The 13,534-nt window shown below is 72.7% G+C and carries 12 protein-coding genes and 1 pseudogene; 7 read left to right on the forward strand and 6 right to left on the reverse strand.

Going from position 1 to position 13,534, the window contains the following annotated elements; genetic code table 11:
* Positions 1-1,734: SulP family inorganic anion transporter (locus tag K6I34_RS17730; protein WP_229327245.1), on the reverse strand; the 1,734-nt coding region annotated here is incomplete at its 3' end.
* On the reverse strand, positions 1,731-2,072 hold the full coding sequence (locus tag K6I34_RS17735; protein WP_229327246.1) for a helix-turn-helix transcriptional regulator: 342 nt from the start codon (positions 2,070-2,072) through the stop codon (positions 1,731-1,733). The genes K6I34_RS17735 and K6I34_RS17730, both read right to left, overlap by 4 nt.
* A gap of 223 nt (positions 2,073-2,295) precedes the next feature.
* On the opposite strand from K6I34_RS17735, the gene K6I34_RS17740 reads away from it, so the two are divergent.
* Complete coding sequence (locus K6I34_RS17740) at positions 2,296-2,964, forward strand: hypothetical protein (RefSeq protein ID WP_229327247.1); 669 nt, start codon at positions 2,296-2,298, stop codon at positions 2,962-2,964.
* A 145-nt stretch (positions 2,965-3,109) separates the two neighbouring features.
* On the forward strand, positions 3,110-3,316 hold the full coding sequence (locus K6I34_RS17745) for a hypothetical protein (RefSeq protein ID WP_121800589.1): 207 nt from the start codon (positions 3,110-3,112) through the stop codon (positions 3,314-3,316).
* Positions 3,317-3,328: 12 nt separating this feature from the next.
* On the opposite strand, the gene K6I34_RS17750 is transcribed toward K6I34_RS17745, so the two are convergent.
* The 3 genes from K6I34_RS17750 to K6I34_RS17760 form a co-directional block, all read right to left on the reverse strand.
* Positions 3,329-4,051, reverse strand: a complete 723-nt coding sequence (locus K6I34_RS17750) for a gamma-glutamyl-gamma-aminobutyrate hydrolase family protein (RefSeq protein WP_229327248.1) — start codon at positions 4,049-4,051, stop codon at positions 3,329-3,331.
* A 55-nt stretch (positions 4,052-4,106) separates the two neighbouring features.
* Positions 4,107-5,606, reverse strand: a complete 1,500-nt coding sequence (eat, locus tag K6I34_RS17755) for an ethanolamine permease (RefSeq protein ID WP_229327249.1) — start codon at positions 5,604-5,606, stop codon at positions 4,107-4,109.
* 88 nt (positions 5,607-5,694) lie between these two features.
* Positions 5,695-6,423, reverse strand: a complete 729-nt coding sequence (locus tag K6I34_RS17760; RefSeq protein ID WP_229327250.1) for a FadR/GntR family transcriptional regulator — start codon at positions 6,421-6,423, stop codon at positions 5,695-5,697.
* 84 nt (positions 6,424-6,507) lie between these two features.
* On the opposite strand from K6I34_RS17760, the gene K6I34_RS17765 reads away from it, so the two are divergent.
* The 4 genes from K6I34_RS17765 to K6I34_RS17780 all read left to right on the forward strand — a co-directional run bounded on the left by K6I34_RS17765 (position 6,508) and on the right by K6I34_RS17780 (position 11,451).
* Positions 6,508-7,875, forward strand: coding sequence for a glutamine synthetase family protein (locus tag K6I34_RS17765; protein WP_229327251.1), 1,368 nt, complete (start codon positions 6,508-6,510; stop codon positions 7,873-7,875).
* A gap of 10 nt (positions 7,876-7,885) precedes the next feature.
* Positions 7,886-9,250 carry an aldehyde dehydrogenase gene (locus K6I34_RS17770; protein ID WP_229327252.1) on the forward strand — a complete coding sequence of 455 codons (1,365 nt, stop codon included), beginning with the start codon at positions 7,886-7,888 and terminating at the stop codon, positions 9,248-9,250.
* A complete protein-coding gene (locus K6I34_RS17775) occupies positions 9,247-10,059 on the forward strand; it encodes a 3-oxoacyl-ACP reductase (protein ID WP_229327253.1) in 813 nt (270 codons plus the stop codon). Before K6I34_RS17770 ends, K6I34_RS17775 begins: the two co-directional genes overlap by 4 nt.
* Positions 10,060-10,182: 123 nt before the next feature.
* Positions 10,183-11,451 (forward strand): haloacid dehalogenase-like hydrolase, encoded by a 1,269-nt coding sequence (locus K6I34_RS17780; RefSeq protein WP_229327254.1) that lies wholly within the window; start codon positions 10,183-10,185, stop codon positions 11,449-11,451.
* Between the two features lie 179 nt (positions 11,452-11,630).
* Here K6I34_RS17780 and K6I34_RS17785 read toward each other — a convergent pair whose 3' ends face one another.
* On the reverse strand, positions 11,631-12,857 hold the full coding sequence (locus K6I34_RS17785) for an amino acid deaminase/aldolase (RefSeq protein WP_229327255.1): 1,227 nt from the start codon (positions 12,855-12,857) through the stop codon (positions 11,631-11,633).
* Between the two features lie 381 nt (positions 12,858-13,238).
* On the opposite strand from K6I34_RS17785, the pseudogene K6I34_RS17790 reads away from it, so the two are divergent.
* A pseudogene (locus K6I34_RS17790) lies at positions 13,239-13,534 on the forward strand (hypothetical protein); the annotation flags it as partial.

Here is a 13,534-nt window from a genome sequence, read left to right on the forward strand (position 1 = left end):
GAGCACGCCACGACCCGCGAGGCGGTCGCCGCCGCCCGCGTGGCGCAGATGGTCGCGGGCGGCGGCGACCGCCTCGCGGGTCGTGGCGTGCTCGTGGCCGTCCCGGCGCAGCAGATCCAGGGCTCCCACCGAGGCGAGGACACGGCGCTGGCCGGGGCGTATGCCGGAGACCAGCACAGTGATGCCGCGGCCGTGCAGCTGGGCCACCGCGTCCTTGAGGACGAGGGCGCCGGTGGCGTCCACGGTGGAGACGCGGGACATGCGCAGGACGACCACGCGGACGTCGGCGACCTCGGACAGCTCCAGCAGGAGGCGGTGGGCCCCGGCGAAGAACAACGGCCCGTCGAGCCGGTACGCCACGATGTGCTCGGCGAGCAGCGCGTGTTCTTCCGCGCTTTCCGCACTGTGGCCGGCACTGTGATCGGCTTCCGCGCCGTGGCCGTCCTTCAGGGAGACCTGGCTCAGGCGGGCCTGCTTGGCCACCGCCCGCAGGGCCAGCGCGCCCGCGACGGCCAGGCCGATGATCACGGCATAGACCAGGTCCAGGGCCAGCGTCGCGACGGCGGTGAGGACGAGGACGAGCGCGTCGGAGCGGGTGGCACGGGCCATCGCCCGCAGCGAGCCGACCTCGATCATGCGGATGGCGGTGGCGATCAGCACACCGGCCAGCGCGGCCAGCGGAATGCGGGAGACCAGCGGCGCGGCGGCGAAGACGATGACCGCGAGCACGGCGGCGTGGGTGAGTGCCGCCAGCCGCGAGCCCGCGCCGGTACGGACGTTCACCGCGGTACGGGCTATCGCCCCGGTGGCGGGCACGCCGCCGAAGAGCGGGGCGGCGATGTTCGCCAGGCCCTGGCCGAACAGCTCCCGGTCCGGATCGTGCCGCTGGCCCTTGGTCATGCCGTCGGCCACCGACGCGGACAGCAGGGACTCCAGTGCCGCCAGGGCGGCCACCGCGACCGCCGGGGCCAGCAGCGATCCCAGCGCGGCCGGGTCGAGGAAGGCCAGCGAGGGAGCGGGCAGCCCGGCGGGCAGGTCCCCGATCGGACGGGCCGCGTCCAGGTGGCAGAGCTGTGCCACGACGGTCGCGCCCGTCACCGCCACGATCGAGAACGGGATCGCCGGCCGCCAGCGCGCGCCCAGCAGCATGACCGCGGCGACGGCGGCGGCGAGCGCGACAGCCGTCCAGTTCGGCTCCCGTACGAACGCCTCGACCGCCCGCCAGGTGACCACCAGGACCTTGTCGCCCTCCGGCTTGGCCACGCCGAGGGCGTTCGGCACCTGCTGCAGTCCGATCACGCACGCGATGCCGAGGGTGAAGCCCTCCACCACGGGTGCCGGGACGTAGCGCATGTAACGCCCGGCGCGGGCGAACGCGAGGGCGAGCAGCAGCAGCCCGGCGAGCAGCCCGACCGCCAGGACGCCACCGGGCCCGTGCTCGGCGACGATCGGTGCGAGTACCACCGTCATCGCGCCGGTCGGCCCGGAGACCTGGAGGTTCGACCCGCCGAAGACGGCGGCCAGCGCACCGGCCACCACGGCGGTGGCCAGCCCGGCCTCGGCGCCGAGCCCGGAGGAGACCCCGAAGCCCAGGGCCAGGGGCAGGGCCACGATCGCCACGGTCAGACCCGCCAGCAGATCACGCTTCGGGTCGCGGCGCGCCGCCACCAGATCGGCACGGGAGGGCAGGAGGGAACGCACCCGGGACCACGCCCGGACAGTCAAGGTGCTCACTTCGCGGCGGCCTCGGATTCCCGCAGTTCCTCCAGCAGCTCGTTCTGCCCGGCGAGCATCTGCGTGAGGATGCGTCGCGCGGCCCGCATCAGCTCGGCCACGTCCCCTCCCGCGAGTTCGTAGACGACGGTCGAGCCGGTGCGGGTGGACGTCACGATCCCGGACCGGCGCAGCACGGCGAGCTGCTGGGAGAGCGCGGACGGCTCGATCTCGATCGCGGCGAGCAGATCCCGCACCGGCCTGGGCCCGTCCTGGAGCAGCTCCAGCACGCGGATCCGCACCGGATGCCCGAGCATCCTGAAGAACTCGGCCTTCGCCTGGTAGAGGGGAACCGACACCGACAGTCCTCGATCTTCCGTGATTTTCCGTCTCGCACGGCCCCGCGGACGCGGGGCGTGTGGTGCGGGGTGTGTGGTGCGCGTGGCGCGTCGTAAGGCCGTGCCCGCGGCTACCTACGGGCACGGCCAATACATCATGTAGCGAATTGAAGAATTTTGCAATTCATCCATCGGTGAGGCCGAGGGGAGCCGGGTGTCAGTGGTGCCCGGTTCAATGTGGGGCATGACCGTTCATGACCTGGTGAGCGCCCTGCCCGAGCCTGCCGACCTGCTGGCCCGGTGCCGGGCGCTGGCCCTGCTCGACTCCGTCGTCGCCGACCGTTGGGCCATGTATACGTTCCAGGCCGAGTGGCGCGACGGCGTGGGCCTGGCGTGGATGGAGAACGGCTCCGGGGACAGCTACGGGATCGTCTTCGACCCGGCCGGGGTGTTCCTCTTCGGCATCGACCACGAGTGTCCCGCCACGCCGTGGCGGGAGGAGCCCCGCGCGCACTGGCCCGGTCTGCTCGACGGGCTGCCCGCCGCTCTCGCCCGGTACCCGACGCTGCCGGAGCTCCAGCTCGAAGGCTTCTTCGACGCGACGATATGCGTCTGGCGTGAGACGGGCGCCGCCGCGTGGCAGTGCGGGCCCGTCGCCTTCGGTGCCGACGAGTCGGACGGCGCCGACTGGCTCTTCGAGCTCCTCACGGCCGACGGCCCCGAGGCGTACGCGGAGTACGCCGAGGACATGTACAAGCGGCGGCTCGCGCCGGAAGACGTGGGCGCGGTCCTCGCGGGTGAGCCGCTGACCCGACGGCTCGTCGCGGCACTGTCCGACACCGCCGACTTCGAGGCCGTCGCCGTGCAGGCTCGCGCCCTCGGCCACCCCGTCCAGGATGTGCCGATGAGCTGACCTGAGCCGGCCTCGGGCCGCGCACCCCCCTGGCCGGTGAGCCGCTCCGCTTCCCCGAACCCCCGGCATCGACGGGCGCCCCGTGGGACGCTGGTCCCCGCGCAACGCGGGGGATTCGTGCGTCCATCCACGACGAAGGAGGCCCGTGAACTCCAATCAGATCAACGCGCTGTGGCGGGGAATCCAGGGTTACCGGGGCACGCCGTGCGTGAAGTGCCTCAGCCGGGACACATGGCCCAATGTCACGCGCTCGGACTCCGGGCAGCTGCTGCTCCACATCTCCTGCGACAACTGCTGGAAGGTGACGTCGACACCGCTGCCCCTCCAGACGCGGAACCTCGCCGGGCTCTGACTCCCGCGGCGGTCAGGACAGTCGGGGCCGGGACGCCGCCGCCGTCACCAGGGCCCGCGTCACCCGGAGGTCCGGCCGGACCTCCGGGTGCCACTGGACGCCCAGGGCGAACGCCGTACGGCCCGCGTGTTCCAGGGCCTCGGCCGTGCCGTCCTCCGCGTACGCCGTCGCCACCAGGCCCTCGCCCAGCCGGTCGACGCTCTGGTGGTGGTGGGTCGCCACGTCGCACGGCTCGGGGAGCAGCTTCCCCAGGAGCGTGTCGGGGAGCGGCTTGACCAGGTGGTCGGTGAACTCGCCCACGACCGGGTTGTGGTCCTCGTGGCCCACCGTCTCCGGCAGGTGCTGCACTAGCGTGCCGCCCGCGTGCACGTTCATCAGCTGCATGCCGCGGCAGATGCCGAGCACCGGTACGCCCCGCTCCAACGCCTCGGCCAGCAGGGCCAGTTCCCACGCGTCCCGCTCCGGGACGGGCGCGCCCGCACGGGGGTGCGGCTCCTGCCCGTACAGCGCCGGGTCCAGGTCCTCGCCGCCCGCCAGGATCAAGCCGTCCAGACGGGCGAGCACCGTCCCCGCCGCCGACGCGTCGTCCGGCGGCAGCAGCACCGCCAGGCCGCCCGCTCCCCGGACGTGCTCCACGTAGGCGGTCGGGAGCAGGGCCGCGTGCCGGTCCCAGGCCACACCCCAGCGGGCCCGCGTGGAGTAGGTGGTGATGCCGATCAGCGGTCGTGCGGTCATCTCGGAGTCCTTGTCCTTTGCCTGATCGTGTGCTGGTGATGTGCCTGGTCGTGGGCTAGCCATGCGCGAGTTCCGCCTCCGCCGCGGCCAGTGCCGCGAACTCCTCCTCCGGGGCGCTCGCCACCAGCCGGTGCCTGCTGTAGAAGGCGAAGTACGCGGCGGCGACGGCGTACACGCCCAGAGCGATCATCGCCGCCGCCGTGTCCACCAGGAAGGTCGCCACCAGCGCCGCGCACGCGAACAGGAACGCCACCGCCGAGGTCACCACCCCGCCCGGCGTGCGGTACGGGCGTACGAGCCCCGGTTCGCGGCGCCGCAGCACGAAGTGGGAGAGCGACATCAGCGCGTACGAGACGGTGGCGCCGAACACCGCCACGTTCAGCATGCGCGCGCCGTCCCCGGTGGCCGCGGCGAGGGCGAAGCCGAGCGTGCCGGGGACCAGCAACCCGAGGTAGGGGGCCTTGCGGCGGCTGGTCAGGGAGAGGAAACGGGGGAGGTAACCGGCCCGCGAGAGGGCGAAGAGCTGCCGCGAACCGGCGTAGATGAGGGAGAAGAACGAGGCCACCAGGCCGGCCAGCCCCGCGTAGTTGACGACCCGCCCCAGCGCCGTGGGGTGCCCGTCGCCGTCGCTGAGCGCGGCGACCAGCGGATTGCCCGCGTCCTTGAGGGCGTCGGCGCCGCCCGCCCCCGTGGCGGCGAGGAAGGTGGCGAGGGCGAGCACGACGAGGATGCCGATGGCGGCGGCCATGGCCTTCGGCAGGGAGCGCGCCGGGTCCTTCGTCTCCTCCGCGGCCAGCGGCACACCCTCGACGCCCAGGAAGAACCACATGCCGAACGGGAACGACGCCCACACGCCCAGCAGCCCGAACGGCAGCCAGGACGAGGCGCCGAAGGCCCCGTGGTCGACGGGGATGTCGCGCAGCCGCCCCGCGTCGAAGTCCGCGAACGCCCCCACGGCGAAGACCAGCAGCGCGGCGACCGCGACACCCGTCACCACGAAGCTGAACCGCAGCGCCTCGCCCACGCCCCACAGGTGGATCCCGATGAAGACGATGAAGCAGGCCAGATACACCGGCCAGGACGAGGTGAGCCCGAAGAGGCGCAGCGACTCGACGTAGTCGCCGATGAAGACCGAGATCGCCGCGGGTGCCAGCACGTACTCGATGAGGATCGCGGTGCCGGTGAGGAAGCCGCCCCACGGCCCCAGCGCGCGGCGCGCGAAGCCGTAGCCGCCACCGGCGGTCGGCAGCACCGAGGCCAGCTCGGCGAGCGAGAAGACCATGCACGCGTACATCACGCCCATGAGCGCGGCGGCCAGCGCGAGGCCGCCGAAGCCGCCGTGCGCGAGACCGAAGTTCCAGCCGGAGTAGTCACCGGAGACGACATACGCCACGCCCAGGCCGGTCAGCAGCAGCGGGCCCGCGCTGCCGCGGCGCAGCGTGCGCCGCTCCAGATACGCGGATGCGCTGCCGTCGGCGTCCGGCGTGGACGTGCCGGCGTCCGGCGGGGAGGGAGCGGCGGGTGGTGCGGGGGAGTACTCCGTGCGATCGGGCATGCGCCGCTCCTGCCTCGGGGCAAAGGTTTTGCGCCATACCTTTGCCGTGGTGCGGCGCGCAAAGCAACCCCCTTGCGTAAAACTCGGGTTACGACAGGAAGCCGCGCAGCAGCGCCGCCGTCCCGCAGCAGTGCTCGCGCATCACCTCGCGCGCCCGCTCCGCGTCCCCGGCCAGCACGGCCTCGACCAGCGCCGTGTGCTGCGCCTGCGAGTGCTCCAGGTTCTTCACCAGCAGCGGGATGCGGTCCAGCAGGTCGTTGAGCGTGGCCCGGACGGCCGCGTACCGCTCCGCCAGCGAGGGCGAGCCCGACAGCTCCGCCAGCGTCAGATGGAGCAGGGTGTCCTGCCGCCGGTACTCGGCCAACGGCGCGTCGTGCGTGGCGTCGAGCGCGGCCCGCAGCCGGGCCGCCTGCTCCTCGTCCAGGCCGTGCGCCGCGCACAGCCCGGCCGCGCCCACCTCCAGGACCTCGCGGAACCGCAGCGTGTCCTCCACGTCCACGTCCATGCCCACGTACACCGGGCCGGCCGGAGCCGTCGTCCGGGCGCGCACGAACGTCCCGCCGTACCGTCCCCGCCTGCTCTCCACCAGACCCTGGTCCTGAAGCACTTTCAGCACCTCGCGCAGCGTCACCCGGCTGATCCCGAGCCGGTCCGACAACTCGCGCTCGGAGGGCAGCCGTTCCCCCGCGGGCACCAGGCCCAGGCGGACGATCTGGAGTATCTGCTCCAGCGCCTCCTCGAAGCCACTGGCCGAACGGACCGGCCGCAGCACCGGCGCCAGCCGGTCCGCCGAACTCCCGTCCACGCTCCCGTCCATGGGACTCCTTCTCCGCCTCTTCCCAATCAATGGTCTGCCGTCATACCTTAAGTCCTCCCGGCAGCACCGACAGGAGGCACAACCGTGGCAGACCGCACGCCCCCGCTCGCCGTCGAGGAACTGCGCAGGCTCGTGGACACCGGGGAGATCGACACCGTAGTCCTCGCCTTCACCGACATGCAGGGCAGGCTCCAGGGCAAGCGGTTCGCCGCGCGCCACTTCCTCGAACACGTCCTGGACCACGGCACCGAGGGCTGCAACTACCTCCTCGCCGTCGACGTCGACCTCAACACCGTGCCCGGCTACGCCATGGCCTCCTGGGACCGCGGCTACGGCGACTTCGGCATGCACGCCGACCCCGCCACCCTGCGCCGCGCCCCCTGGCACCCGGGCACCGCCCTCGTCACCGCCGACCTCGCCTGGCACGACGGCACGCCCGTCGTCGCCTCCCCGCGGCAGATCCTGCGCCGCCAGCTCGACCGGCTCGCCGAACGCGGCTGGACCGCCTACGCGGGCACCGAGCTGGAATTCATGGTCTTCAAGAACACCTATGAGGACGCCTGGGGCCGCGCCTACCGCGACATGACCCCCGCCAACCTCTACAACGCCGACTACTCCGTCCTCGGCACCGGACGCGTCGAACCGCTGCTGCGCCGCATCCGCAACGAGATGAGCGGAGCGGGCCTCTCCGTCGAGTCCGCCAAGGGCGAGTGCAATCTCGGCCAGCACGAGATCGTCTTCGTCTACGACGAGGCGCTCACCACCTGCGACCAGCACTCCGTCTACAAGACCGGCGCCAAGGAGATCGCCGCGCAGGAGGGCATGGCGCTCACCTTCATGGCCAAGTACGACCAGCGCGAGGGCAACTCCTGCCACATCCACCTCTCGCTGCGCGACGAGGCCGGGACGCCCGTACTCGCCGACGACGACGGCCCGTACGGCATGTCGCCCACCATGCGGCACTTCCTCGCGGGCCAGCTCGCCGCCCTGCGCGACTTCACCCTCCTCTACGCCCCCAACATCAACTCCTACAAGCGGTTCCGCCCCGGCTCCTTCGCCCCCACCGCCGTCGCCTGGGGCCCCGACAACCGCACCTGCGCCCTGCGCGTCGTCGGCCACGGCCCCGCCCACCGCCTGGAGAACCGCCTCCCCGGCGGCGACGTCAACCCCTACCTCGCCGTCGCGGGCATGATCGCCGCCGGTCTGTACGGCATCGAGCAGGGACTCGAACTGCCCGAGCCCTGTACGGGCAACGCCTACGCCGCGGACGCGGAGCACGTCCCCACCTCGCTGCGCGAGGCCGCGCGGCTGTGGGAGGAGAGCCCGATAGCGCGGGCCGCGTTCGGTGACGAGGTCGTGGAGCACTACCTCCACATGGCCCGCGTCGAACAGGAGGCGTACGACACGGCCGTCACGGACTGGGAACGCTTCCGTTCCTTCGAGCGCATGTAAGGACCTCACGTTGCACGAGATCATCAACCCCGCGACCGAGGAAGTCGTCGCGACCGTCCCCGCCGCCACCCCGCGGGACGTCGACGCGGCCGTCGCCCGGGCCGCCGCCGCACAGGTCCGCTGGGCGGCCCTCGCCCCCGGCGACCGGGCCCGGCAGCTGCGCCGCTTCGCCGCCGCCGTCGACACGCACCTGGAGGAACTCGCCCAGCTGGAGGTCCGCGAGGCCGGTCACCCCATCGCGGGCGCCCGCTGGGAGGCGGGCAACGCGCGTGACCTCCTCGACTACGCCGCCTCCGGCGTCGAACGCCTCACCGGCAGCCAGATCCCCGTCGCCGGGGGACTGGACGTCACCTTCCACGAACCGCTCGGCGTCGTCGCCGTCATCGCGCCGTGGAACTTCCCCATGCCCATCGCCGCCTGGGGCACGGCCCCCGCGCTCGCCGCTGGCAACGCCGTCCTCCTCAAGCCCGCCGAGACCACCCCGCTCACCGCGCTGCGGCTCGCCGACATCGCCCTGCAGGCCGGGCTCCCCGAAGGGCTCTTCCAGGTGCTCCCCGGCGACGGACCCGTCGCGGGCACCGCCCTCGTCGAGCACCCCGGCGTCGCCAAGGTTGTCTTCACCGGCTCCACCGCCGTCGGCAAGCAGATCATGGCCAAGTGCGCCGCGGGCGTGAAGCGCGTGACCCTCGAACTCGGCGGCAAGAACCCCAACATCGTCTTCGCCGACGCCGACATCGAACAGGCCGCGGCCGCCGCGCCCGGCTCCTTCCTCGACAACACCGGCCAGGACTGCTGCGCCCGCAGCCGCATCCTCGTCCAGCGGAGCGCCTATGACCGCTTCCTGGAGCTCCTGGAACCCGCCGTGCGCGCCTTCACCGTCGGCGACCCGACGGACCCCGCCACGCGGATGGGCCCGCTGATCTCCGCCGTGCACCGCGAGCGCGTACGGTCCTACGTCCGCGAGGACGCCCCGGCCGCCATCCGCGGCGACGCCCCCACGGGCAAGGGCTTCTGGTACCCCGCGACCGTGCTGGAGAGCGCGCCGGACGACCGCCTCGCCATCGAGGAGATCTTCGGCCCCGTCGCCGTCGTCATCCCCTTCGAGGACGAGGCGGACGCCGTACGGCTCGCCAACGCCACCGACTACGGCCTCGCCGGCTCGGTCTGGACCCGCGACGTCGGCCGCGCCCTGCGCGTGTCCCGCGCCGTCACCGCGGGCAACCTCTCCGTCAACTCCCACAGCAGCGTGCGCTACTGGACGCCGTTCGGCGGCTTCAAGCAGTCCGGCCTCGGCCGGGAGCTCGGGCCCGGCGCGCTCGCGGCGTTCACCGAGACCAAGAACGTGTTCATCAGCACCGAGGAGACCACCAAGTGACCGACCAGCCCGAACAGTCCGGCCAGTCCGACCAGAACCCTGTCTGCCGCCGCCTCGTGGGCCGCACCGCCGTCATCACCGGAGCGGGCAGCGGTATCGGCCTGGCGACCGCCAGACGTCTCGCCTCCGAGGGCGCCCACGTCGTGTGCGCCGACATCTCCGAGGGGGCGGGCAAGGCCGCCGCCGAGGAGGTCGGCGGGCTCTTCGTCCAGGTGGACGTCACCGACGCCGAGCAGGTCGAGGCCCTGTTCAAGACGGCCTACGACACCTACGGCTCGGTCGACATCGCGTTCAACAACGCCGGGATCTCCCCGCCCGAGGACGACTCGATCCTCACCACCGGCCTCGACGCCTGGAAGCGCGTCCAGGAGGTCAACCTCACCTCCGTCTACCTCTGCTGCAAGGCCGCGATCCCCTATATGCAGCGGCAGGGGAAGGGCTCGATCATCAACACGGCGTCGTTCGTGGCCCGGATGGGTGCCGCGACCTCGCAGATCAGTTACACCGCGTCCAAGGGCGGTGTGCTGGCGATGTCGCGTGAGCTGGGGGTGCAGTTCGCGCGCGAGGGCATCCGGGTCAACGCCCTGTGCCCCGGGCCGGTGAACACCCCGCTGCTGAAGGAGCTCTTCGCCAAGGATCCGGAGCGGGCCGCGCGCCGTCTCGTGCACGTGCCCGTGGGCCGGTTCGCCGAGCCGGAGGAGATCGCGGCCGCGGTGGCCTTCCTCGCCAGTGACGACTCCTCGTTCGTCAACGCCGCCGACTTCCTCGTGGACGGCGGCATCGCGGGCGCCTACGTGACCCCCCTGTAGCCCCCCTGTGGCCGGTGGGGACCTCGCTGTAAGCCCGCTGTAAGGTCCATGATCAAAGCCGGGACCGGCCGCCGTGCCGGTCCCGCCGCACGTCCTGCCCGTACCCAGTCGTTAAGAGAACGCATGCGCAAGAAGCCCGCCATCGTCGTCGGCCTCCTGGCCGCCGCGGCCCTCGCCACCTCGGTCCCCGCCCAGGCCGCACCCGCCTCCGTGGCCCGCCCCGCGAAGTGCCCCCAGCTCGACAAGGGCATCAAGTGGTACGGCGACAACCGCGCCAAGCTCCAGAAGATGATCGACGAGCGCGGCACCTGCTCCGGCAAGGGCGGCCCCCGCCCCGTCGCCGCCTTCGACTGGGACAACACCGTCGTCAAGAACGACATCACCGACGCCACGCTGGCCTGGTCGCTCAACCACGACAAGATCCTGCGCCCCAAGAGCTGGCGCGACACCAGCGCCTGGCTGACCCCGGCCGCCGACCGCGCCCTCACCAAGGCGTGCGGCACCTCCGTGCCCGTCGGCCGCCCCCTGCCCACCTCGAAGAACGCCGCCTGCGCCGACGAGATCTTCGAGATCCGCGAGAAGTCGCAGACCATGAGCGGCGAGGCCGCCTTCGCGGGCGACTGGAACCACCGCCGCACCGTCCCCGGCTACGCCTGGATACCCCAGCTCTTCGCGGGCCGCACCCCCGCCACGCTCACCCACTTCGCCAAGCAGGCGCGCGCCGAGCAGCTCGCCGCGCCGGTGGGTGCCAAGCAGACGGTGGGCACGCACACGCTGGCCGGCTACGTGCGCTACTACGACCAGCAGAAGGACCTCATCCGCACCCTCAAGGCCGCGGGCTTCGACGTCTACATCGTCTCCGCCTCCTCCGAGCCGATCGCCGAGGCCTGGTCGAACGGTGTCGGCCTGGACCGCGAGCACACCATCGGCATCCGCAACATCCTGGACCGCCACGGCCGCATGACCACCGGCATCAAGGGCTGCGGCGGCATGCCCGACGGCCCCGGCGGCGCCCTGCCGTACATGGACGGCAAGCGCTGCATGATCAACCAGGAGATCTTCAAGATCAAGGGCGCGGCGGCCTGGAAGCAGCAGGACTTCGCCCACCGCATCGCCCTCGGCGCGGGCGACGCCGACACGGACGTGACGTTCGTCAACGACGCCACCGGTGCGCACCTGGCCATCAACCGCAACAAGGCCGAGCTGATGTGCCGCGCGTTCGACAACGCGGACGGGCGGTGGGTCGCCAACCCGATGTTCATCGACCCGATGCCGCGGAAGTCGAGCACGTATCCGTGCTCGACTACGGGTGCGACGCTGCCTGACGGCAGCCATGGCCCGGTGCGGCGGGCCGACGGGTCCGTGATCCCGGATCAGGTCGACGTGGCGTAGCGCCTGTCAGAGTGCCTCTTGCGCTGGGTGCGCGGCTGCGGGCCGGTGGGGGCTGGTCGCGCAGTTCCCCGCGCCCCTGAAGGCCGCCTACGAGCTCGGTCGCCCGTGTCCGTCCGGCGAGTGCCGGTCCGCTGCGGTTGCTCGCGCAGTTCCCCGCGCCCCTTACGGGGCGCGGTACTTCACAGGAAAGCGCGGCCTTCCCCGCGATATGTGGGGACCGTCTCCGTCACGTGGTCGCCGTCGATCAGGTGCAGTGCCGTGAAGCGCTCGCACAGTTCGCCGGCCTTCGCGTGGCGGAACCACACCTTGTCGCCCACCAGCAGATCGTCGGCGGGCTGCCCGGTCAGCGGTGTCTGGACCTCGCCCGCGCCCTCGCGCGGGTCGAGGCGCAGCCCCGCCGGGAGGTACGGCACGGGGAGCCGGTCGCGGCCCGCCGCGCCGGACGCCGGGTAACCGCCGCCCGCCACGGTCACCACCCCCACCCCCGGGCGCCGTACCACCGGCAGCGCGAACAACGCGGCCGGGCGGCCCCGGAACGAGGAGTAGTCGTCGAAGAGCCGCGGCACGAACAGCCCCGAGCCCGCCGCGACCTCCGTCACCGCCTCCTCCGCCGCCGTCGACTCCACGCTGCCCGTGCCGCCGCCGTTGACGAACTCCAGCTCCGCCACGGCCCGTACGGCCTGTACGGCCTCGGCCCGGAGCGCGGCGAGCTCCTTGCGGGCCACCGACTGCATCAGCCGTACCGCCCCCGACCGGAGGGGACGGCCTGTCACCGCGTCACCCACGCCCGCCACGTGCGCCTCGTACGCCATCAGCCCCACCAGCCGGAAACCCGGCCGCCGGGCGACGGCCCGCGCCAGCTCCGTCAGCCGTGCCGGATCGCGGAGCGGTGACCGCAGCGCCCCGATCCGCACCCGGCCGCCCAGCAGCCGCAGCGACGTGTCCAACTCCAGGCAGACCCGCACCTCTTCGGAACGGCCGCGGCCGGGGCGTGCCGCGTCGATCAGCGCGAGCTGCGCCGGGTCGTCCACCATCACCGTGACCGCCGCCGCGAGCTTCGGATCCGCCGTCAGCTCGGCGAACCCGGCACGGTCGGCGGACGGGTACGCGAGCAGCACGTCGGGTACGCCCGCGCGCGCCAGCCACAGGGACTCGGCCAGCGAGTAGGCCATCACCCCCGCGAACCCGTCCCGCGCCAGCACCCGCTCCAGCAGGGCCCGGCAGCGCACGGACTTGCTCGCCACGCGCACCGGCTTGCCGCCCGCACGCCGTACGAGATCCGCGGCATTGGCGTCGAATGCCCCGAGATCGACCACCGCGAGCGGCGCGTCGAGCGAGGCGGTGGCCCTGTCGTAGCGGGCCCGGTCTGCGGGGGAACCGGCGGCACCGGCGGTACGGAGCGGCATGGGCCGCAGCCTGCCACGGGGATTCACCGCTGAACAGGGTTCCGGCGGGAGCCTTGGCACTGCGTGCGGCTTGCCCTTTAGAGTGACGGGACGCATGGAGGGGGAGCCGCAGCATTGACCACTGACGTGTCGCGCGCGGCGGATGGCTCCGCCCCTGGCGTCCCTGGCTGCCCCGCCGCCACCGCCTGCGGCGGGAGCGGCCTGCGGCCGCGTCCTCAAACTCCCCCAGACTTCGTCCGGGGAGACCCCCAAGGGCTGAGCGGGGGTTGCTGTACGGGGAAGGGTTTTCCGGGGGTTGCGCCCCGGACCCCGTCAGGGCTGAGCCGACGTATACCGGGCCCTGTAAGGGGCGCGGGGCAGCGACATATGCGGCTCCGCCGCGTGGGCGCGACCAGCCCCCACCGGCCAGCAGACGAATCGGCGGCAGCGATACCGCCGTCACTCCGACGTACCGTCACAGCCGCCCTCTGCCTCGTTCTCGGCATCGGACTCATCTGCGGTGCGGCCGCCGGGACATGGCTCGCCCGGCCCGCCGGGCGGACCGCCACCGAGCGGTCCTTCGAGCGCGGTCGTGCCCTGTGGCACAGCGTGCCCGTCGACGCGCTCTTCCCCCGGACGCTGCGCCGCGACGACGCGGGGCCCGGTGGGGCGCCGCGGGAGTGGACGCGGGTCGGGGT

This window comes from Streptomyces sp. UNOC14_S4, from assembly GCF_020740835.1.
Taxonomy (GTDB): domain Bacteria; phylum Actinomycetota; class Actinomycetes; order Streptomycetales; family Streptomycetaceae; genus Streptomyces.